Raw genomic sequence first — 21,660 nt, forward strand, 5'->3', positions numbered from 1 at the left:
TTAATACTTCCGGCTTTCAAAACTTTAAGTAGTTTGTTATACTGCTGCTTATAATCACAGAACCTTGAAAGCTTAATATCAAGTTCCAAAATAAACCTAAAAGTGCTTAGTTTTACTTCCCACACGTAAGTTTTTAGCGGGGTTAGAGCGATCGCCAAAACCCTTATGATTTCGTTGACCCCCGCTAATCGCTTACTGCATAAGAGTTTGACAAGGGTATACAAGTCATTGATTCTCAATAACTTGTGCTTGTTGACATTTAAATTCAACCCCCCGCTAAAATAGGTATCTCTAACCCACTCTGGATAAGACTTCTGGAAGGGTAGGGTTTTAATTCCTTTACCCCTCACGGGGATGGAAACTTTCCAGCCCCGGTTTGATTCCCAGAACTAGTAACAGAGGTTTTAATTCCTTTACCCCTCACGGGGATGGAAACAATCTCACGCTAATTACGAACCGACAGCAGTTTTCAATTGAATAGACCACACGCATAGGGGCACAATAATAAATATATGTGCCCCTGCAATAATGTATATTCCCCGCATTTTAAAATTGCTGTATGTCACAAATCCATTTATCCAGAAATTGTTGTAACTAACGAATATTCACCTCTTGCAGGTAATTTACTCCCTGAAGATATTCAATTCTAGTAGCTGAGTTTTTAGAGAAAGATGAATTTGTTCTTTTTGCAAAAGCTACCTTTTGATTGTCATCTGTCACGCGTTGTTTTTGAGTATACTCATTCAATTTAACTTGAGCTTGAGCATAAACTAGAGTATCTTGAGGAATCTTTTTGAGAAATTTTAGAGCCAGATCGAAATCACCAATATATGCTTTTTTATAGGCTTTCTGTAAATAATAGGCTGCTCTGATCTGCCGCTTGCGATCGTACTCAGCTAACTTTTCTTGAACTAAAGCACCTGCATGACTTTCTTGAGGGATTTGACGCAGGTATTGTAATGCACCAGAAAAATCTTTTATCTCGGCTCTTACGTAAGCTTTTGCTAATAAATCTTGCGCCTGTACTTCAATATTTACAGATGCTTTCTGAACTAGTTTATCTGTTTTAGATTGCCAATATAAAATATTTGGAACTTTAGCCGCAGCATGAAGAACATCTGACCATCTGCTCTCATTAAAAGCTATTTGTGCTATTTCGTATTGCTGTGCAGCTACTTGCCATTGCTCTTGCCATTCTTCAATTGTGGCTTGCGCTTCTGGATAAACATTGCTGTGGGAGGGAATTGATTTAGCGAGTGCGATCGCTTCTTCTAAATCCCCTGCTTGATATTCTTTTTTTGCTTTATATAAAGTATCTGTTTCTGAGTATGCAGGTGCAGTATTAACTAAAGAATATACACCAAATCCCATCAATAAAGAATTAGCTGCCAATCCTACTTTCATTCCTGTGAATAACAGTGATGACTTTACAGATGCAGGATTTTTTGCCGCTTCTAGAAGAAATTGAGAATCTGCTTCTAATATTTCTGATGGCTGAGTTTCCCATACTATTTGCTTAAGTACCCGCAGTACCTCACCCGCAGACTCAAAGCGGTCTTGGTAATTGTAGCGGATCATTTGGCTGAGAACAGCAGCTAGATAATCGTTAACTGGCGTGTTTTGAGAACGCCAAAAAATTTCATTAGTACAAGGATCAACTTTTAATTGTAGTGGTTCTAACCCAGTTAAAGCCTGAATGGCAATCATACCCAAAGCATAAATATCACTGTTGGGCTGTGTTTGACCAATAAATTGTTCTGGTGGTATGTATCCCAATGAAGTGACGGGAATTCGATAAATGGGCAATTCTGCACCGATGCCAAAGTCGATAGACTGGATTGAGCCAAAGTCAATCATAACTAACTTGCGATCAACAGTACGCCTGATCAAGTTTTCCGGTTTGATATCGCAATGAATCACGCCTTGAGAGTGAACAAATTCTAGAATACCTAAAGCATCTATCAAAAATTCTACAACTTCGCTTTCACTCCACAGACACCCGAAAAATTGATTGATAGGCAATTCCGCAGTCAGCGCATGTCCTTCAATACACTCTTGCACTAAATAAAATTGCTCGTTTTCTTCAAAGCAGGCGATAAATCCAGGAATTTGGTCATGGCTTCCCAGAAGCTTGAGGGTTTGGGTTTCAGTCAGAAACAGCAACCTCAGCATCTCCAAGTAGCCAGATTCGGAACTGCTAACTTTAATCTGCTTAACAACGCATTTGGGATTCTCTGGATAATCTACGTCTATAGCAATGTATGTTTGTCCAAAAACCCCTGCACCCAGGCTTTGGACAATTTGGTAACGCCCTTGTAGTAATTTACCGATTATGTGGTGGCTCATGACCTGGTTACTCAGTAAGTTCTTTTATTTACTTTTTCTGACATTCCCTGCTGTTTCCGGAATGCTTTAGAAATAAATAACCAGAATTTTGATACCTTGAATGTAAGTTTAATTTGTTAAGTATTATTACGTAACAAAAGATAATATTTTATTAAAATTCTTAATATCTCTAAGAGTCGATGCACAGAAACCATAATTTCTGAAAATGGTAAGGGATTAATTCCTCCTTTACCAAACAATACTTATTCCAGATGAAACTATTTTGGCATCTCGACTAATCAAAGCTAAACCCATATACCTTGCTGTTGCAGCAATAATTCTGTCAGGCATATCTGGAACATTATCGCGTGGTATTGTGGATAATACATCAACAATTTCAGTTGTTAAGTTAACTAAAGCTAATCCACTACTTTTACTAGCTAATGCAGTATCTAGCTGATATTTCATATCTGCTGATATTCGTCTTCTTTCCTGCAAGTAAACTATTTCGACTAAGCAAATTGTTGGTATATAGATTGTAATTTCACCTCCATCGCACTTGTCAAATGCTTCGTTGGCAGCAACACTAAGGTTTGGACTATCCTCTAAATACCAAATTAGTGCGTGAGTATCTGTTACCAAATCAGACATTAAACATCCTCACGTGGAAAGTTTCTCCAAACTTGCCGCCGCATCTGGTCAATATCCGATTCAGAAACATTACTACCTCGCCATAATCCTCGCAACGATTTTCGCGGTTTAGATTGAGTATTTGTTAACTCTCGTTCAATTTGGGGTGCAATTCGCTCGATTAAACGTATTTTATCTATCAATGAAAGCTGTTTGATTAATTCTAATGCGTCTTCAATAGTTACTGTTCGATCCATTGTTATTTTACCTTGATTTTTGTCAATAGGTTAGCACACTTAAAAGCATAATAACAGTAAGCATATTAATTTCTGAATTATTTAACTATTGACTTCTTCATCATGTTCAACAACTTCAGATTTATCTTGTAACGGCTTCACTACCCGCGCGATCGCTTCTTGAATAAAAGCCTTGATAAATTCATCTCTGCGATTAATTTGAAACTGTCGCTGTACAACTTCTGTCATTCCACCATCACCCCAATCTTGGTCATGACGAAAATATTCAATAAAACTTTTACCAGCAATTCGCGTTAAATAAGCTGCTGTCACGCCTTGAATTGCTCTACCAATAATAAAGGTGGCAACATTAAGTTGCAAAGCTGTAGATAATAATTGAATTGCTCCCTTAACAATACCTAAACTAGCGATGGTTTTCGCTAAAGAAAGGGCTAACTCTCTTCCCCGTTCCATATTCAATTCGCAGCCGTAGACTCTGCCAATTTCTACAACCATTTGAGCATTAACTGCGGCTGTCGCCAATAAATCTACAACTGGTATAGGGGTTACTGATACCACACCAGCACCAATCCATTGAAACCTTTCTACGATTTTGTCAGCTTGACGGCGGCGCTGGCCATCGATGAGTTTTCGCGCTTCGTCTCCCAATCGCAGAGATTGTAAAAGAATATTATCCGCCACTAAATCTTCACCTTCAGCACGTAAAACAGCAGCCGTGCGCCGCAGCAAAGGTATAATATCAGGTTCCGGCTGGAAGGTTTCGCCAGTTTCGAGTTGTGCCGGTTGAGGATTAGCTGCGATCGCTACCACATCATTAGTAGCAATAAATCCCCGTACCCGTTGACGCAATCTTGCGAGGATGGATTCTTTATCTTCATCTGTATATAAATCAGTTTTGTTGAGAACTAGGAGCGATCGCTTCCCAATTTCTGCCAACCCCCGCAACGGCTCATATTCTGAGCGTCGTAAATCATTATCCACCACAAACAACAGTAAATCTGCTTCCGTTGCTAGTTCTCGCGCCATTTGTTCCCGTTCTGTTCCCGCCACCCCGGCTTCTAAAATTCCTGGCGTATCTGTAATTAAAATCTTCCGTTCTAATCCTTTCAACCGCAGACAATAGGTTTCTCCAACCTGAGTTGTACCCATCGGTGCATCCACCTGACCAACCATGCGTCCCATAATCGCATTAACTAGGGAAGTTTTGCCAGCACTCCCCGTACCAAATACCACTACTTGAATTTCACCCCGCGCTAGATTGGCTTCAATCTCTCGCGATCGACTTAATAAAGCTTGGCGTGCTACTTCGTCTTGAATTTGCCCTACCTGTTGCCGCACAGCCTGTAGAGTTGTAGAAGCAGCGTCAGATTTAGCAGCCGGAATTTGTGCCGCAGTTACTCGCTTCGGGTTGCGGCGCGATCGCTTTTCCCCAGTTCTAATTACCAATACATAATAAACGAAAGCAGCAACCAAGGCTCCAATGAGGAGAATCAGCAGCAACAGCAGTAAATTACCTAGCAACGGTGAATAGGACAATTGCCAATAGAGGCGTGATAGGGAATCAATTAGCCATAGAGCTAGCCCCAAAATGACGATTAGACCGACAATCAGCGTTACTATGCGTGACAGAGGCATGGCTGGGAAAGATTAGTAAGTATTCAGTAGGCAGATGCTCTAATCTTAATAGTTTCAGCATTTTTTACCAGAGTAGTAAGAAGCAGCTTTTGAGGTTCTGAGGATAGAACTATTAAAAAATCGCAACAATGTCATGCAATTCGTTGTGGAATAATTCTTTGTGGACGATTGTTTTAAGCCGACATTGATCGTCATGTGCTGCTGTTTAAATGAGATATCAACAGAACAGAACAGCCGCAAATCTCCTAAGTTGACCCAACGCTGTAGAAGAACAAGAGCAGCCAACCCGTGGCGGGAAGGGGGAAAATTCAAAGTCTCTCTCCTTTAAGGAGAGAGATTTAGAGAGAGGTTTTCCAGATGCCGTGAAAAGTCAGATATACGATACGCTACAACTGGCTAGTAATCTGCTAGAAAACACATAATGGTTCCGGCGTTTAGCCCATGCTGTTAGCGGTAGCGGGGCGTTTAGCCCGTGCTGAGATGAAAGACCGCCCACAAGGGGCGGGGCTTTTACCATAGTGCAAAAGTACTGAGTATTCAATCTTCTTTACTCAGCACTCAGCACTCAGCACTCAGTACTGAGTATGGTAAATATGCGATCGCTGCGAGGAGTATGTTTTTCCGATTAATTTGTGATTTTTAATTATTAAAATTAGTCTAATTTCGAGCAATAAATTTGAAATCTACTGTTACCCTTAAACATCAAGCAATTACCATCAATATTATTTCTATTGATAAAATTTCCATCTAGATTGCTATTGCTGATTCTAAATAAAATTGTTATTAACAAGCCTGTGCATACAGACATCAATATTATTAGAACAATATTAATTAATTTTTTATAAGAAGATTTTCGGCTGGAATCTCCTGATTTTGATTGAATATAGGCAGTTTTTGGCGACCAGAAATGCTCATCAAAATCATAGTAGCTCATTTTTCTTCTTTTAACCAAGAAATTTACCTGTTATTAGGAGTTACTAAATAACATTTATATAAATAGGACAAACATAACCTACCAGAATTTTCAGATGCTTATTAAAAGCGGATATTCCAATATATTTTAGATGTATTTAGTTTCTGCCTCACATTATTAAAACTCTTTTCTTGAAAAAAATATTCTTACAAAAGTCACAAATATATCCATGACTAAAGTCACTGTTCAAGCATACATAATATATAAAAATTCTTACCCCAGAAATAAAATACCCACACTTACAGCTATTTTCAGGTAAATAGACCACGCGGTAGGGGCACAGCATTGCTCATTGGTGTCAACTTAACGGGAAACGGGCGGTTAGAAACCGCGTCTATACAAACAAAAGCTACCGATGCTGGGTTTCAAACCCTTAATTTGATATTTAGTCCGCGCAGGCGGACTTTGCATATTTAGCCGGGAATTCCATTCGCCCAGGCTTAAGTTGACATCAATGAGCATTGCTGTGCCCTTACGACTTGATGTTATGAAAAAACATTCCAGCGATCGCGAAGAGAGGAAAAGTTGCAACCCAGTGCGTAAAACCCCATACTCAAGATGTATCCAGTATTAATCCTGATGTTTGCTACAAAGCTAAATGTACAACTATAATCAGTCTTCTTTTCCTACCCCTGGTTCGCTGGAAATCCGCCGCGGAAATTACTTTAACTATGTAGTGCCAAGTGGTTGGCGAGTGGTCGAGGATGGACAATTTGCCGTTGTCCTATTTTCCCCAGACAATGCTGCTTTGACGATTATGGTGGGAAATTCTGGACTGCCAGTAAACTACAACCCCTGGCAGTTCGTCTACGAGAAGCTGTTGGCAATACAGCCCTATCAACTGCAAATGAGCCAACCCCGCCAAGCTCAACCAATTGCTGGATGCACGGTTGCTTATGAGTTTGATTGTACATACATCTACAATGGTATCTCCTGTCAAGGAATAGCCAAGTGCAGCGTTGCATATAGCTACAACCTGTGTACGATGGTGATGACTTGTGCAGCATCTCACCAATCACATTGGGCTAATTATGCTTCATGGTTGCCACAAGTAGCATCTCAGGTTTCAGCAACAAATGGGGCAGCCTTCGGCATACAAGGGATTATGGCGCAGAACCTAGAAATCTCGCAAACTGAGGGGCAGAGGCATAGGGAATACCGCGAATGGTCTAAGCATACCTGGGATGAAGTAAACCGCCAACGAGGTGAGTCTATAGATCGTCAAAACTTCCAATTTCGTGAGAATTTGGGCAATGTCACAACTTGGACAAATCCTTACGGTTATCCAACCGTCGAGTTACCAACAAACTACAATTACTATTGGATAAATCGTCAAGGACAAATATATGGTACTCTTGACTCCAGTGAAAATCCGAATGTTGGCTCAACTCAAGATTGGGTAAGGATGAATCGATATCTGCCCTAAATAGCAGCAAAACTAAAAACAGTGTAGTTTACAGTTGCTCTCCTCGCTCAAGTTTCCTCGCTTGTAAAGCGTTTCATAGAGAGGAAAAGCCAAACCATAGACGAGCGCCTGGGTGAACCGGATAAACGGGTACTATGAAAATCACTGACTGCGTTCGTCTAATCACTGCGTTTCATTAAACAGGGCGGATTCTACCAAAGAAGAACCTAAAGAGTAACAACCGCTACGAATATCCTCTGGTACTGACAACAAAGCTACATTGTGGGGATATGTAAATCCCTCTTTGAAATCAATGCAACTTTTTACAATTGTCCATGAATCTGCAATAGCTGTGGGTAACTGTTTGTCAAATCCATGATTTGTATAATTTTGATATTGCTCTCGTAGTTTCTTCAAAGATGCTAAAAACCGTACCTTTTGTTTGGCGTGTGACTGGCGGATATTACAAATCTTATGAGCTGCGTCCAATGTTTCTTTTTCGTCCCAAGCTGTGACTTCTTTCACATCTGCAATACATTCATTCAGCTTGAGTCGTGTAGGGTGTGAGTCACCATCTAAATTGGGGTTTGCAGCCCAAGTTTGAATTGTACCTGAAACAACTATAGCAATTAGTAGAGCAAAAAATCCCAAAATCACATTCTTGCAGACAATTTTGATCATAATTTCGCTTTTTACAAGTGATTTAATTTATAATTAATTCCCTAAAAGGGTATCAAGAGAACCGATACAAAACATTTCCATCCTCATTTACTTCAAAAGAAGCATTGAGTTCCTTGGCTTTCTCATCTAAATACTGTTTAGCTAACTGGGTTGATATTTCAGCATTTTTCGCAAGTTGCAATACCGTTATTCTGCCAGCATTTTGCTCAATTAATTCTAAGAACACTAACTGAATACGCTTTTGTTCTGATTCCATAAGTAATGCTTTTTCCTTTAGATTCTGCTGCACTAAAGACCAACTCAACCAGCCTCCTAGAATGGTTGACGGAATAGTAAGAATAGTTAAAGCAGCTACATCATTTTGTTTTTCTTGAGCGGGAGTTTTGGGATTCATAATTTCTAGAATCATCACAGCAGAAAAGGGAATGCCAAATAATAGAAAGCATATTGCTAAAACTTTTTTAATTAGTTTCATACAACCTTTTTCAGTTCCTCACAAATAATGTAAAAATAATAGCTCTATTATATATTGTATAATCAAATACTTAAAGTGCTAGTATTGCGCTGATGTTTTCTCTCTTCTCGATACTATCTGAATACTTGTAAATACTGATGAGTGGCGTGGCGATCGCACTCTTGGGAGGAATTAAACTGTGTTGGGTTAGTTTACCTATGCTACTGCCAGAGTGACCAAACAGGGTTAATGAGCCTGTGAACTCCGTGAACGAGTCTTTGATATTTATTAATTAGTCTGTTTTCATTTATTAGATCCCCGACTTCTTGAAGAAGTCGGGGATCTCAATCTGCATAACACAGCTGGTGAAACTACGAGGCTACCAGTTACCTACTGGTTGAGCATGAGCAGAAAATATTGAGGGATCAATGGAAATGCCTAACCCCTCAGCTACACGACTACCATAGGAAACATCTGCCCTAAAAAAGTGGCAGAGTTGGCGCGTTTGGATGTCTTGCCTTGCTTGAGAGAGACTGCCAACAATATTTTTAGCAAGACGCTCTTGCTGTTCAGGAGTTAGTAACCGATATAGATTACCTGCTTGGGTGTAATCGTCGTTTCCTTCACGATGACTGTAACGATCAACTGTGACATCGCCCAAATGACTAGGTGGTTCTGCATAAGCTGGATTTTCTTTGGGCGTACCCTCAGCACTATTCGGTTCATAGTTAGGAACGCTACCACCGTTGTTCCCTGGTGCCATGAAGCCATCTCGCTGATAATGCATCACTGGACATTTGGGCTGGTTAACAGGTAGTTGCTGATAGTTACCACCCAACCGATACCGTTGAGCATCTGGGTAAGAAAAGATGCGAGCTTGCAGCATTTTATCTGGAGAGAAACTAACACCCGGAACCACTGCACTAGGGCTAAAAGCGGCTTGCTCCACTTCGGCGAAATAATTCTCAGGGTTACGATTTAGCTCTAATATCCCTACTTCAATTAAAGGATATTCTGAGTGCTTCCAAACTTTGGTCAAGTCAAAAGGATTATCTGGATGTTTGGCCGCTTGCTCCTCGGTCATCACCTGAATACACATCCGCCACTTGGGATAGTCACCTTGAGCGATCGCTTCAAACAAATCGTGAGTCGCATGATCGGGATCTTCGCCCTTAATCTTAGCTGATTCTTCCTCTGTCAAGGTTTGATGCTCTTGCAGATTCTTAAAGTGAAATTTGCACCAGACGCGATCGCCTTCAGCATTAATTAAACTGAAAGTATGGCTACCAAAGCCGTCCATGTGGCGATAGGTTTTGGGAATTCCCCGATCTGAAAACAGGATTGTCACCTGGTGAAGCGATTCTGGACTAAGTGACCAAAAATCCCACTTTGCATTCTGGTCTTTGCAATTGGTTTGGGGATTGCGCTTTTGGGTATGGATAAAATCAGGAAATTTGAGGGGGTCGCGGATGAAGAAAATAGGGGTATTGTTGCCGACAATATCCCAGTTGCCCTCCTCGGTATAAAACTTGATGGCAAAACCTCTAGGGTCGCGCTCGGCATCTGCTGAACCTTTTTCTCCACCAACTGTAGAAAAACGCAAGAGAAGTTCGGTTTTCTTGCCAATTTCCGAAAAAAGTTTAGCTTTACTGTAGCGAGTGATGTCATTGGTGATAGTCAAAGTGCCGTGAGCAGCAGCACCTTTAGCGTGGACAACTCTTTCAGGAATACGTTCTCTGTTGAAATGAGCCAGCTTTTCTAAGAGGTGGAAATCCTGGATTAATACAGGCCCACGCGATCCAGCCGTAAGTGAGTTCTGGTTATCGCTAACTGGGATACCGTCAGCAGTTGTCAAGTTTTGGGGTTCAGTCATGGGTAAAAAAGCTCTCCATTAAGTTACTCAAATTGCCCACAATACATTTTAGCTACTAGATAGAGGGATGCTCTATCAGGGAGCATCCTAATTCATAGTCATAACGAGTTCATATATAAAGCATACTCGATATGACTATGAATTTCCACAAATTTATTTTGTATTTTTGGGTAGAGAACTGGGGATTGGGGATTGGAGATTTTGATTACAACAGCTAATTCTTCATTACTGCATCCAAAAGCACATTGGCATCAAAACGTACTACATCGGTGCAAGGTAGTCCTGTTTCTGCTATTGTTTGAGCGATGCTTTCCTTGGCCGCAGACTCATCTAGATGGGCTGTATTCAGCGCTATACCCACTACAGGAACACTGCCAAAAGCACCACCAGCACTAGCAACAGTTTCATAAAGTTTAATTACCTCTGGTAAAGGTGGAATTAGTACATGGGGATGATTACGTACATGAACTTGTCCCGCCCGATGTACTAATACCAGTTGGGTTGGTTGCGAACCACGAATGAGGGGTAAAGTTGCTGTTGAACCAGGGTGTAGTAGTGAACCTTGTCCTTCAATGTGTAAAATGTCGTAGTTTTTACCATAGCGCATGACTATTTGTTCCACAGCACCGGCGGCAAAGTCTACCCGCACGGCATCTAAAGCCACGCCGTCCCCTTCTAACATCACACCAGTTTGTCCTGTAGCGAGAAATTTAGAACGCCAACCCCGCAGTTTTGATGCCCAATGTAACTCCAGGCTAGTTGACATTTTACCGATTGCCATATCGGTTCCCACTGTCAACACCCGCCGACAGGGAAGGGTGCGTGCTATGCCACTAGCAACACTGATATTAGACGGCTCTTTTCGTATATCCCAAATTAATTGCCCAGGTTTGAGTAGTGCATTTAACTCTGGGATACTTGCCATTGGTGTATGTAAACCATTTACCAGAGACATTCCCGCTTCTAAAGCATTTTTGATTTCTAGCCAGTAATCATCTGGTACAGCACCACCACCAGGGGCAATGCCAATTACTAATACTTCCGGCTGGTACTCTAGGGCTGCGGCTACCGATGCCACAATTGGCACTTCACGCTTGATACCTGTTAATTCCGTTAGGGATTTGCCAACAGATTCGCGATCGATTACGGCTACTATTGGGGCTTCACTGTAACGTAAAATAGATAAGCCCGTTTTTCCCTGAGTCCCAGTAGTTCCTTCATGAAGTAAGATAGCTACTCGTTGATTAAGTGGTAGACGCACTCTGTTGTACCCCCAAACCTGGTAAATCGTTTGGCAAAACTCTGCCTTCTTTTAGCAATGCACCCGTAAAGGGATCATCGATTAAATTAAGGTGACTGTCTAAATCTAAATAATCAGCTAGTGGTGCTAGCTGTAATGCTGCTGTATTAGCTAGCGAACTGTCAGAATAGCAACCGAACATTACTTGCAACCCGTAGGCTCTTGCTGTGTGTACCATTCGCATTGCCTCTGTTAGTCCCCCTGATTTCATCAGTTTGATATTAATACCATCCACGTAGTTTGCCAAATGGGGAATATCGGCGCTTGTGAAACAACTTTCATCGACAAAGATGGGTAGGGGAGAGTGTTCTTTGAGTTTTGCTAAACTTGGTTCCTGCCCTCGTGGTAATGGCTGTTCTACATACTTTATACCCAAATCAGCCAGCCAATTGCACATAGCGATCGCATCTTCTAAACTCCAACCGCCGTTAGCATCAACAAAAAACTCTGGTAATGGTGCTTCTTTTTGCACTGCTAATAGCATTTTTTTATCTGCATCTATACCATCTGGGCTACCTAGCTTGACTTTGAAAAGGCGAACATCAGCAAATTGTAACCAGTCTCGCGCTCTGGCGATCGCACCTTCAGGCGAATTAATCCCAATTGTGACTGAAGTCGGGACTATTTGATCGCGATCGAGTCCCCAAATTTGCCACAAGGGTAATCCGACGCGCTTACCCAACCAGTCATGCATTGCCATATCCAAAGCAGCCCTGGCCGCAGAAGGAACCTGGTTTTGTGTTAAAACTTGCTCAACTTCCTGCCTCTGTAAGGGGCTGAATGTTTGTAACAGTGGTACAACTTGCTGTAGCGCGTCTTTGATGGCATCAGTTGATTGCCGATGATTACCCACACCAAACGGTGATGCTTCTCCCCAGCCTTCGATGCGATCGTGTGAGATCCTCACCCATACATTCGTCGTCTGTGCCGTCGTACCCCGACTAATAGTCAAGGGAAATCTCTTGTTGACTGTAAATAAATTTACATTTATTTGCATACTTGTTATACATATTATGATATGCAAAAGCTAGTGTAAGTTGAAAGTTTAGATTATCGGATGCATCTGTTATAGTTTTTTACATTCATAGCGAATTTTTTATACATAATATATTACTTAATTTATGAACAACTTAAAAAAATGGAAAACTTTAAAATCAAAAATGGTCTTAGATCATTACTGGTGTAAGGTAAGACAAGATGAAATAGAATTGCCCAATGGTAAAATTATCGATGATTATTTTGTCAGCATTAAACCTGAAGTTGCAATGGTTTTACCTATCACTAGTAATAGAGAAATTATTTTTGTCCGGCAATATAGACACGCCGTAGGTGAATTTTTTTTGGAACTGCCGGCAGGTAATTTTGATCCTACAAAAGAGAGTACAGAAGTAGCAGCAATTAGAGAACTTACAGAAGAAACTGGTTATATTCGCCAAGAATTTAGAAAAATTGGAACAAGAGCTTACTCTCTTAACCCCTTCTATCGTGGATCAAAAGTTACAGTAATTGGAGCAATTTTTATTAAAAAAGTAGTCGCATTAATGACAATGAATAATTCAATGGATGGCGAAGCAAATGATGTATTTATTGAGAAGTTTTTAGTGCCAGAGTTATGGTCAGGAGCGGTGGTAGCAATGGATAATTTATCCGCGCATAAACTCGATTCAATTGTGCCAATGATTGAAGCAGTCGGCGCTTCAGTTCTTTGTTTATCCCCATATTCTCCCGATTTTAATCCAATTGAATTATGGTGGTCACAACTCAAGTCTTTTTTACCCACTCAGTGCTGAGTGCTGAGTCTGAGTGCTGAGTAAATTTAAGAAGTACTCAGTACTTCTGCACTACGGTAAAAGCCCCGCCCCTTGTGGGCGGTCTTTCAACTCAGCACTCAGCATTTGGAACTCAGCACTCTTCATGCAGTTTTGCTCAAAATACAACAGAAATGGTTGATAAACTAATATCAGTTGCACTTGACTTAATAAATCCTCAACATTTAAGAAACTGGTTTGCTAATTGCTGCTACTGTCCCTGATAACAGCCGGAACTGCTCGCCGTGTGCGACTTTCTCTCAGACCTAACCCCCAACCCCTTCCCTACTAGCGTTGGGGAGAAAGAATCAAAGCCTCTCGACCTTTCGGGGAGAGGAATGGAAGTGGGGTTTCAAGAATAAGTCGCACATCGCGTTATGTAATAACGATACTTGCCTTTTAGATGAACTCGTGGGAAAGTACTTTTTAGAAAATATCTAAAATCTATCGACTTACCGTAGTTAAATCAGCAACATCAACTTACTGGTTGAACTATTGCCCACAGAGATATCAAATTAAAATCATGAGTCAAGTTTTAACAGAAGTCCTATCAGCTAACCACGCTTACGTTGAAAATTTTGGTGACAAAGGCGACCTCACTATCCCGCCGGCTCGTCGATTTGCTATTCTCACGTGCATGGACGCTAGACTTGACCCAGCAAAATTTGCTGGATTGGCTGAAGGAGACGCCCATGTAATTCGGAATGCAGGTGGACGCGCTAGTGATGATGCAATTCGCTCTTTAGTAATCTCTTACAAGTTACTTGGTACTCGTGAGTGGTTCGTGATTCACCACACGAATTGTGGTATGGAAACCTTCACAGACCAAGTTATCCGAAACTTATTGGCGAATAGTTTGAAAACCGCCAAAATAGACGAGACGGGTTGGCATGATGTTGGTTCTGGAGGAGGTTCAAGCGAAGCCGAGTTTATTGACTGGTTGACTATCACCGAACAGGCACAAAGCGTCTATGCAGACGTGAAACGGATTCGCTTTCATGCATTAGTACCGCCAGAAATTCCAATTTATGGCTATCTATATGATGTCAAAACTGGGAAATTGATTGAAATTCCAGAAGCTACACAAGTTGGTCAGGCTAGCTAGTACCGCAAGGCGGAATTAAAAATTAAAAATTAATACGGGTTTTTATCAGGCTGTGGCATACCATCAGAATTACATAGCACGTCATCCGAGCGATCGCATTGCTCCCGTGAATGATTTGCCAAAGCTGAGTACTCAAACCTAAGTAAAAATCTGCTAAAGTTTCAATTACCCTGAATAGGGTGTATTTAAATCTGTAACAAATATTTATGCCTCCTCGTTGGCCTCGCAAACCCGATCGCAAAGACCCTGATTACCGCAAGATCGATGACCGGATGAATTTTGCCGTGCATGTGGCGATCGCTGCTACGATTAATTCTGGGTTATGGTTTTTTCACATCTTGAAAGGCACTACCTGGGAGTGGCTGCCGTTATTGACTGCAAGCTGGACAGGAATAGTATTGGTGCATCTAATCTATATTAGTGCGATCGCTAATTACAGCGAAACTCCGCCTAAATCCACCTGAAGACGGACTGCTAATGCTAGGGCGATTGTAACCTGTGGTAGTGGAATCAGCCTGTTAATTGAGCAATAATGTAAAAAAGCCTGAGATTTCGCACTTTTTCTTAATGTAGGGTTATTTTTATGGCAAAGACTAACACCACAGAATTACTGGAAGCCCTAGCAGCTGAAATTGGCGAAAATGTCTACATAGACATTGCCAAATGGCATCTTTATTTATCTAATGCCAAGCTGCATACCCTTGTTGCTGAACAATTGTATCCCTTAATTACTTCCAATAACGTAAGTGAAGACCAAGTTTTAAAGGTCTTGAAATCAATTACGGTAAAAATTGGTGGCGGTAGAAGTGAACTTCCTTTAATCGATTTACTACCGCTACAATGCCAAGTTACTTTAGTAGATATTTTGGAAAAATATCAACGCGAAATCTAATCGCGAAAACCAGATTATTTGAATCAAACAATTTTCTCAGTCAGCATTCCCTGATTAAATTTTAGGTACTGAATTGAGGGTCAGTTTACAGCGTCAATTTTATAAATGTAAAAACCACAGATATACATAGATAAATCTGGTGTAAGTCATTTATGTGACAATACAGTTCAGATAGAGTAACAAAACCCTCATGTAGAAACGTGATAAATCGCGTCTTCAAAGACCAATTATCCTGAACTGAACTGTATTGATTTATATGTATCTAGTAAAAATTTCCTTTAACCATTAAGGAATCTCAACGTTCTAATCGGTTGAGATATGAGTGAGTATATCTTGAGACTCACTTTCAAGTTTCATGCAAACTTATTGAGGCAATCTCTATGCTTTTACAAATCAAAAACTCTGGTGAATTGGTAAAAATTCTGGAAATTCAAGAATTGCTTGACCCGAATAATGATGTCGTTCACGGACGAGAACAACAAGGTGAAGAAGAACAGCCACCTGATACCTTTAAGAAAGAAAATCTTGTTTTTCCTTCTGGTGAAGTTCTCCCACGCTGCTGGTTAGATGCCGATTATAGACACGACAAAGGTTAATGATTTGAAAATCAGATAATTGGTAATGGGAGTAAACTATTACCAATTATCAATAGTGTCAACTTAAGAGGATGTTTGAAAAGTTTTCGGCGAATATAATTTGCTACTACACAAACCAAGTCCACCTCCGTGGAAAGCATGAAAAATCAAGAGTTTTTAACCCACGGAGGTGGGTTTTGTCTGTGTAGCTGCGATTTCTAATCGCCAAGGCTAGTAATAATTTAGACTTTTCAAACACCCTCTAAGACCTGGCGAATAAAATTCGCGGCTACACTGGCATTGTCCGCCTCTGCGGACTAAAGTCAAAATTAAGGGCTTGAAACCCATGAAGGTGGGTTTTGTTTGTATAGACGCGGTTTCAAACCGTCTGTTTGACGTGTTAAGTTGATACCAATGCCCAGATGTCAGCCACTATTACTATGTGCCAGTTGATGATACTTCTGGTTCTGCTAACGTCGCCGTTTGATTCTGCTGAGACTGGGGGAAAAATGTCTTAGTAATCCAGTCAGTCAATATGTGAGATAGTAATCCCAAAGGTCCAGCGAACAAAGACAAAGCCAAAGAGTGAATTGTCCAAATACCTGTTTTCTGTCCTTCCCAATAAATCCACCGACCGACGAATAAATCCATCACTAAAAAATGAATCCAACCCGTTGCCGCAGCAGTTTCATCTGCAAAAAATCGCGCAATATCAGCTAATTGAGGATTCGATAAAGCTTGGGCATTTTCTGGCGTAATGCTGTTAATAAACAAATATACATATGTCCCTGCTAAAAGCACAAAGGGTAGATATGATGACATTATCTGACGTGTGACTTTCCAGTTTGGTAATAAAATCATCAATGCCCAAAATGGTAATACAAAAAGATTGGCAACGTTAAATAGTTGAGAAATTGTCATATTTTTGTCAAGTGAAGAATTTTTGTTTTGAATTAACTAATTATTCATAACTAGTAACTCTCAGGAGAAAGATCCCCGACTTCTTAAAGAAGTCGGGGATCTGGGTATACTTATAAAGCTACAAGTTGTGATTCGATTTCTGAAGACTTCAAATCACGCCCGATGAAAACTAAGCGCGTTTGCCTAGCCTCTTCTGGTTTCCAGGGGCGATCGTAAAATTTATCAAATCGGGTTCCCACGCCTTGCATGACTAAGCGCATGGATTTATTTGGCACTGCGACAAAGCCTTTAATCCGGTAAATTTCTTGTTGTTGTGCTAATTTTTCTAACTGCTGTTGCAGCTTTTCTGGGTCAAAGGTACGATCCAAAATTAAATTAGTTGAGGTAATTTCTTCATCGTGATTGTGATCTTCTTCGGTATCGTGATGACTAGGACGAGAATCTAAATTGTCTTCGACTGCGGCTTGGAATCCTAATAAAATAGATGCATCAAGTTGAGAATGTCCGCTGTAGGCATTGCTCTCTACAATCTTCACCACTCTGGGTAATTCTTGCTTAATCAATTCCTCAACTCTGGCTTTTGTCTCGGCATCTACCAAATCAATTTTATTTAACACCACCAAGTCTGCACAAGCAAGTTGATCTTCAAACAGTTCTTGCAAGGGTGTTTCGTGTTCTAGATTATCATCTGCTTGTCGCTGGGCTGCGATCGCCTCTAAATCGCTAGCAAATGTCCCCGCTGCTACCGCTGCACAATCTACCACCGTAATCACCGCATCTACAGTGGCAGCGTTACGAATTTCTTGCCAACGAAAAGCTTTCACCAGCGGTTTTGGTAAAGCCAAACCAGAGGTTTCAATCAAAATGCAGTCGATGCTATCTCGCCGCTTGATTAACTCTTGCATCATCGGGTAAAATTCTTCTTGCACGGTGCAGCATAAGCAGCCGTTAGTTAATTCAAAGATATTAGTATTAGTGTCGCCCTCACCATCTTCGGGGCAAATTTGACAGGATTTTAACAATTCGCCATCAATACCGAGTTCGCCAAATTCATTGACTAAAACGGCAATGCGGCGTCCTTGGTTGTTTTGTAGTAGGTGGCGAATTAGGCTGGTTTTTCCACTACCCAAGAAGCCTGTAATCACTGTGACAGGAATTTTCGTAGCCATATTTTTGCCTGATTTACTCAGTATGAGAAGTTTTACAGGTTACAAACTTAAATACTGAGATTAAGCTTGGTTTGAAGATTGACTTAGTTATTTTAAGCTGAAAGTCTATAGTAAACCTGAAAATATTGCCGTTTTTGTTCCTTAAATCACTCTGGCACAAACGATAGAGGAGTTGGAACAAAAAGCCACATCTGCCGAAGAAGTGAAAAATTATGAAGAAGCCGCTCATATTTAGCGGATAGATCCAGAAAACGCTGATGCTAAAGATGCTCTCAAAAATTTAATCGCCTACTAAACATAATTGAGGGGCAATTTCCCCATGCTTGCTTTCACGAATCAAAAGCAGTCACAAGGCTATTGCCCCTAAATATTTTGAGCGTTTTTTAGCGTAGACGCGAGAAGCGGCTTACCGCAAGTATCGCTCTTTCCCCAGAAACACCACAGCACTCATTACTCAGCAGTAACTAGTTCAGTACTACCGCGTGTACGACGCCGTGTGAGGCTGTTGAACAGCATTACACCGATCGCCTTAATTAAATTGCCTTCCAATTCCTGGAACATCTTCATGTTCGTGCCAAAAGCGGCATTAGCTTCATCAACGATGCGATCGGTTGTAGCATCATCAAGGGGTAATTCATCCAAAATTTGCCGATATTTGGCTTTGAATGCCTTCTCATCAGTAATTTCTGGAAACTCATAAAAAGCTGTTCCTTGCCCATCTGACAAATTCATCGCTGTTACAGCAATATTTTTGAGAATTTGTCCCCCGGATAAGTCACCCAAGTAACGAGTATATGAATGGGCGATTAACAGTTCTGGTTCGGTTTGAGATATTTCTCGGATGCGCTTGACATAAGCTTCACCTGCGGGAGATAGTTTGATTTGCTCTCTCCAGTTGGCACCAAAGTAATAACTCAAGTCTTGTTCTAGGGTATGCTTGCGGTTTAGCTGAGGAAAGTTAATTTTAGAAACAATTGGGTGCTGGCGGTGCTTTTCTATTTCCTCTTCCATCGCTGAGTAGACGAAGTAGAAGTTAGCAACTAGTTTCCGGTAAGAGTTTTTTTCCACTACTCCTTTTAAAAAGCACTTGACAAAACCTACATTCTCTGCCATTGTGTGGGCTTTCTTAGTGCCTACACGTAATTTGGTTGCTAAATTGCTGCTCATACTAAATTTCTCAACTTTAAAAAGTTAACTGCCGAAGTTTCGATTCACTAACGGCTAAAAAAGCCATTAAAACGTTACCTTAAAACTATTTGATGAGAATTTATATTAAAATTTTTTAAGCTCTAAAACTTAATGTATTTTTTTATACATAATTGAGGGTAAGAGAATATAACTTTACATTTCGGTGGCTACGATATTACTCCCTATTGAGGCACATAAGTTCAAAAATTAAATGGGATTTCTATGTCATTTCAAAGTCTGAACTAATACAAATAAAAATCAATCCAAAAGTTGAGGGCATAAAAGAAATAATTAGCTAAAATGTTGAAGCTTTATTGACAATGTAAAAACAAATACTTACTTCATGAAATATTTACAATTTCAGAGGTATAAAGTCAGTACTATTACGTAAATAAGCCTTGAACTAAAATGAATTTCTAAAGAGAAAAAGCATGTCAAAATTGCTGAATAAAGTCTTAAGTGCTATTTTTCACTGTGATTGTGTGGAGTGTTTAAAAATATGGTTTCATCTATAACTCGAACACCAGGCATTCCTGGGGGTTCTGCTTCCGAAGCTGAGGGATTAGTCAAAGGGATTGAGAGTAGTTTTGGACAGAATTTAATCCCACTACCAGCAAATCCTTTATTTGGCACAGATGGGATTCGTGGACGAGTGGGAGAATTATTGAGTGCGCCCCTAGCATTACAAGTTGGTTTTTGGACGGGGATTGTTTTACGTAACCATGCGACTCAAGTAGGGCCAGTCATCCTTGGACAGGACTCTAGAAACTCCAGCGATATGCTGGCAATGGCTTTGAGTGCAGGGTTAACAGCAGCAGGGTTAGAAGTTTGGTATTTGGGATTATGTCCTACTCCTTGCATTGCCTATCTCACCAGCATCACTGATGCCATCGGCGGAGTGATGATTTCTGCTAGCCACAATCCCCCAGAAGACAATGGGATTAAGATTTTTGGTGCTAATGGTGGGAAGTTATCGCAAACATTGCAGGCAGAAATAGAAGCGGGACTGCGTGGCAAAATATCACCTATTACTAGAGTTAGTAATTGTGGGCGGCATTACTCACGTTTTGAGTTAGTGGGACATTATAGCGAGGCGTTGAAAAAACCCTTAAACGGTGCCCTAAATCTTCAGGGAATGAAGATTGTTTTAGACTTGGCATGGGGAGCAGCAGTTGGGTTAGCACCATCAGTCTTTACAGAAATGGGGGCAGAGGTAATCTGTCTGCATAATGAAGCAGATGGCGATCGCATTAATGTTAACTGTGGTTCCACGCACCTAGATATTCTGGCAGTAACAGTACAAGAACACAACGCCGACATCGGCTTTGCCTTCGATGGCGACGCCGATCGCGTCTTAGCAGTAGACAATACAGGTAGGCAAGTTAACGGCGATTACATTCTCTATCTGTGGGGACGGCACTTGCAACAAAACCAGCAATTACCAGACAACCTGATTGTATCTACAGTCATGGCCAACTTAGGCTTTGAAAAAGCTTGGCAGCAAATTGGTGGTAACTTAATTCGTACCGCAGTTGGTGACCAATACGTGCAAGCCGAAATGCAGCGCACTGGGGGAATGCTAGGCGGTGAACAATCAGGTCATATTCTTTGCCGTCATTATGCCGTAACTGGGGATGGCCTATTAACAGCATTACACATAGCAGCTTTGGTGAGAGAAGCTGGCGTTTCCTTGAGCGAATTAGTAGATCAAAGCTTCCAGACCTATCCACAATTGTTGCGGAACGTGCGAGTCGTCGATCGCGATCGCCGCTTAGGATGGCAAGATTGCCAACCTCTCCAACAAGCGATCGCACTTGCTGAAGCTGCAATGGGAGATTCCGGCAGAATTTTGGTTCGTGCCTCTGGCACAGAACCAGTAATCAGGGTTATGGTAGAAGCTGCCAATGCCGATCTTGCAAACCACTGGACAAATGAATTAGTTTCGCAAGTCCAGCAACACATATAGGTATTTCCTACTCCCTTTCCGCAATCAGATTACCTATCTATTTTTTCCTTTTTCTTGATGTCCTTCTCTTCTCTAGCAGACGCGTCCCTTGCGCGTCTTCATAGTTTATTAAATTAGGTATTCTTTGGGAGAAGGGAGTAGCTGCTATCTCACCTTTCAAAAATACAAATTTTTCGTCATCATAGTTTCTGCAAATTAACCAGCCTTGGTCATCTGTGGAAAATTTACTATTTACAGCAGATTTTAAGTTGAGTGAAGTATACAAGCTAAGTCTCCAAGCCAGAGATTAAGACTGTTTTACTTCTGCGGCGTAGCCCATTCTGACTCCTGAATTCTGCTGTATATTTGCACTTTTACGTATATTTACTTATTATTATAACACAATACAGTTCAGAATGAGCAACAAAACACTTGTAGAGACGGCGATTTATCGCATCTCGAAAACCCAAAATTGTTGCCAGTAGCCCTTAACCCAAGCGTATTGTTTTATAACAAAGAAAGAC

General features: G+C 40.9%; 20 protein-coding genes. 7 read left to right on the forward strand and 13 right to left on the reverse strand.

Translation table 11 applies throughout. The annotated features are described in order from the left end of the window. Window positions 1-594 precede the first annotated feature (594 nt). The 4 genes from V7L07_RS14860 to V7L07_RS14875 all read right to left on the reverse strand — a co-directional run bounded on the left by V7L07_RS14860 (window position 595) and on the right by V7L07_RS14875 (window position 4,847). Window positions 595-2,346 (reverse strand): serine/threonine-protein kinase, encoded by a 1,752-nt coding sequence (locus V7L07_RS14860; RefSeq protein ID WP_335059003.1) that lies wholly within the window; start codon window positions 2,344-2,346, stop codon window positions 595-597. A gap of 228 nt (window positions 2,347-2,574) precedes the next feature. Beyond that, window positions 2,575-2,976: a type II toxin-antitoxin system VapC family toxin gene (locus tag V7L07_RS14865; RefSeq protein ID WP_334777288.1), complete on the reverse strand. Its 402-nt coding sequence runs from the start codon at window positions 2,974-2,976 to the stop codon at window positions 2,575-2,577. Beyond that, window positions 2,976-3,212, reverse strand: a complete 237-nt coding sequence (locus V7L07_RS14870; protein WP_334777289.1) for a hypothetical protein — start codon at window positions 3,210-3,212, stop codon at window positions 2,976-2,978. The genes V7L07_RS14865 and V7L07_RS14870 overlap by 1 nt, the downstream gene beginning before the upstream one ends. A gap of 81 nt (window positions 3,213-3,293) precedes the next feature. Further along, entirely contained in the window at window positions 3,294-4,847 is a 1,554-nt protein-coding gene (locus tag V7L07_RS14875; RefSeq protein WP_335059005.1) for a YcjF family protein, read from the reverse strand. 1,571 nt (window positions 4,848-6,418) lie between these two features. On the opposite strand from V7L07_RS14875, the gene V7L07_RS14880 reads away from it, so the two are divergent. Then, window positions 6,419-7,246 (forward strand): hypothetical protein, encoded by an 828-nt coding sequence (locus V7L07_RS14880; protein ID WP_335059007.1) that lies wholly within the window; start codon window positions 6,419-6,421, stop codon window positions 7,244-7,246. A gap of 162 nt (window positions 7,247-7,408) precedes the next feature. On the opposite strand, the gene V7L07_RS14885 is transcribed toward V7L07_RS14880, so the two are convergent. The 5 genes from V7L07_RS14885 to V7L07_RS14905 all read right to left on the reverse strand — a co-directional run bounded on the left by V7L07_RS14885 (window position 7,409) and on the right by V7L07_RS14905 (window position 12,530). Further along, the gene (locus V7L07_RS14885) at window positions 7,409-7,906 is read right to left on the reverse strand and encodes a hypothetical protein (protein WP_335059009.1); all 498 of its coding nucleotides are present in this window, start codon (window positions 7,904-7,906) and stop codon (window positions 7,409-7,411) included. A gap of 52 nt (window positions 7,907-7,958) precedes the next feature. Beyond that, window positions 7,959-8,381 carry a hypothetical protein gene (locus V7L07_RS14890; protein WP_335059011.1) on the reverse strand — a complete coding sequence of 141 codons (423 nt, stop codon included), beginning with the start codon at window positions 8,379-8,381 and terminating at the stop codon, window positions 7,959-7,961. 358 nt (window positions 8,382-8,739) lie between these two features. Then, a complete protein-coding gene (locus V7L07_RS14895; protein ID WP_335059013.1) occupies window positions 8,740-10,233 on the reverse strand; it encodes a catalase in 1,494 nt (497 codons plus the stop codon). A gap of 214 nt (window positions 10,234-10,447) precedes the next feature. Then, window positions 10,448-11,494 (reverse strand): DUF1611 domain-containing protein, encoded by a 1,047-nt coding sequence (locus tag V7L07_RS14900; protein ID WP_335059015.1) that lies wholly within the window; start codon window positions 11,492-11,494, stop codon window positions 10,448-10,450. Continuing rightward, window positions 11,478-12,530 (reverse strand): dipeptide epimerase, encoded by a 1,053-nt coding sequence (locus tag V7L07_RS14905; protein WP_335059017.1) that lies wholly within the window; start codon window positions 12,528-12,530, stop codon window positions 11,478-11,480. Before V7L07_RS14905 ends, V7L07_RS14900 begins: the two co-directional genes overlap by 17 nt. Window positions 12,531-12,654: 124 nt before the next feature. Between V7L07_RS14905 and V7L07_RS14910 the strand changes: the two genes are divergently transcribed. Then, window positions 12,655-13,323 (forward strand): transposase, encoded by a 669-nt coding sequence (locus V7L07_RS14910; protein WP_335059019.1) that lies wholly within the window; start codon window positions 12,655-12,657, stop codon window positions 13,321-13,323. 51 nt (window positions 13,324-13,374) lie between these two features. On the opposite strand, the gene V7L07_RS14915 is transcribed toward V7L07_RS14910, so the two are convergent. Then, window positions 13,375-13,503 (reverse strand): hypothetical protein, encoded by a 129-nt coding sequence (locus tag V7L07_RS14915; RefSeq protein ID WP_335059022.1) that lies wholly within the window; start codon window positions 13,501-13,503, stop codon window positions 13,375-13,377. A 361-nt stretch (window positions 13,504-13,864) separates the two neighbouring features. Here V7L07_RS14915 and V7L07_RS14920 point away from each other — a divergent pair, with 361 nt between their 5' ends. The 4 genes from V7L07_RS14920 to V7L07_RS14935 all read left to right on the forward strand — a co-directional run bounded on the left by V7L07_RS14920 (window position 13,865) and on the right by V7L07_RS14935 (window position 15,934). Next, window positions 13,865-14,446, forward strand: coding sequence for a beta-class carbonic anhydrase (locus V7L07_RS14920; protein WP_335059024.1), 582 nt, complete (start codon window positions 13,865-13,867; stop codon window positions 14,444-14,446). Between the two features lie 206 nt (window positions 14,447-14,652). Then, window positions 14,653-14,910 carry a hypothetical protein gene (locus V7L07_RS14925; RefSeq protein WP_335059026.1) on the forward strand — a complete coding sequence of 86 codons (258 nt, stop codon included), beginning with the start codon at window positions 14,653-14,655 and terminating at the stop codon, window positions 14,908-14,910. Between the two features lie 119 nt (window positions 14,911-15,029). Next, on the forward strand, window positions 15,030-15,338 hold the full coding sequence (locus V7L07_RS14930) for a DUF3181 family protein (RefSeq protein ID WP_094352809.1): 309 nt from the start codon (window positions 15,030-15,032) through the stop codon (window positions 15,336-15,338). A 380-nt stretch (window positions 15,339-15,718) separates the two neighbouring features. Then, window positions 15,719-15,934 carry an acetyltransferase gene (locus V7L07_RS14935; RefSeq protein WP_335059028.1) on the forward strand — a complete coding sequence of 72 codons (216 nt, stop codon included), beginning with the start codon at window positions 15,719-15,721 and terminating at the stop codon, window positions 15,932-15,934. Between the two features lie 417 nt (window positions 15,935-16,351). Here V7L07_RS14935 and V7L07_RS14940 read toward each other — a convergent pair whose 3' ends face one another. The 3 genes from V7L07_RS14940 to V7L07_RS14950 all read right to left on the reverse strand — a co-directional run bounded on the left by V7L07_RS14940 (window position 16,352) and on the right by V7L07_RS14950 (window position 19,170). Beyond that, window positions 16,352-16,834 carry an ABA4-like family protein gene (locus tag V7L07_RS14940; RefSeq protein ID WP_335059030.1) on the reverse strand — a complete coding sequence of 161 codons (483 nt, stop codon included), beginning with the start codon at window positions 16,832-16,834 and terminating at the stop codon, window positions 16,352-16,354. A gap of 110 nt (window positions 16,835-16,944) precedes the next feature. Then, window positions 16,945-18,003: a cobalamin biosynthesis protein CobW gene (gene cobW / locus V7L07_RS14945; protein WP_335059032.1), complete on the reverse strand. Its 1,059-nt coding sequence runs from the start codon at window positions 18,001-18,003 to the stop codon at window positions 16,945-16,947. 450 nt (window positions 18,004-18,453) lie between these two features. Continuing rightward, complete coding sequence (locus V7L07_RS14950) at window positions 18,454-19,170, reverse strand: biliverdin-producing heme oxygenase (RefSeq protein ID WP_335059034.1); 717 nt, start codon at window positions 19,168-19,170, stop codon at window positions 18,454-18,456. Window positions 19,171-19,690: 520 nt separating this feature from the next. Here V7L07_RS14950 and glmM point away from each other — a divergent pair. Then, a complete protein-coding gene (glmM, locus tag V7L07_RS14955) occupies window positions 19,691-21,157 on the forward strand; it encodes a phosphoglucosamine mutase (protein WP_335059036.1) in 1,467 nt (488 codons plus the stop codon). Window positions 21,158-21,660: the final 503 nt, after the last annotated feature.

The sequence above is a fragment of the Nostoc sp. genome (assembly GCF_036916985.1).
Taxonomy (GTDB): domain Bacteria; phylum Cyanobacteriota; class Cyanobacteriia; order Cyanobacteriales; family Nostocaceae; genus Nostoc.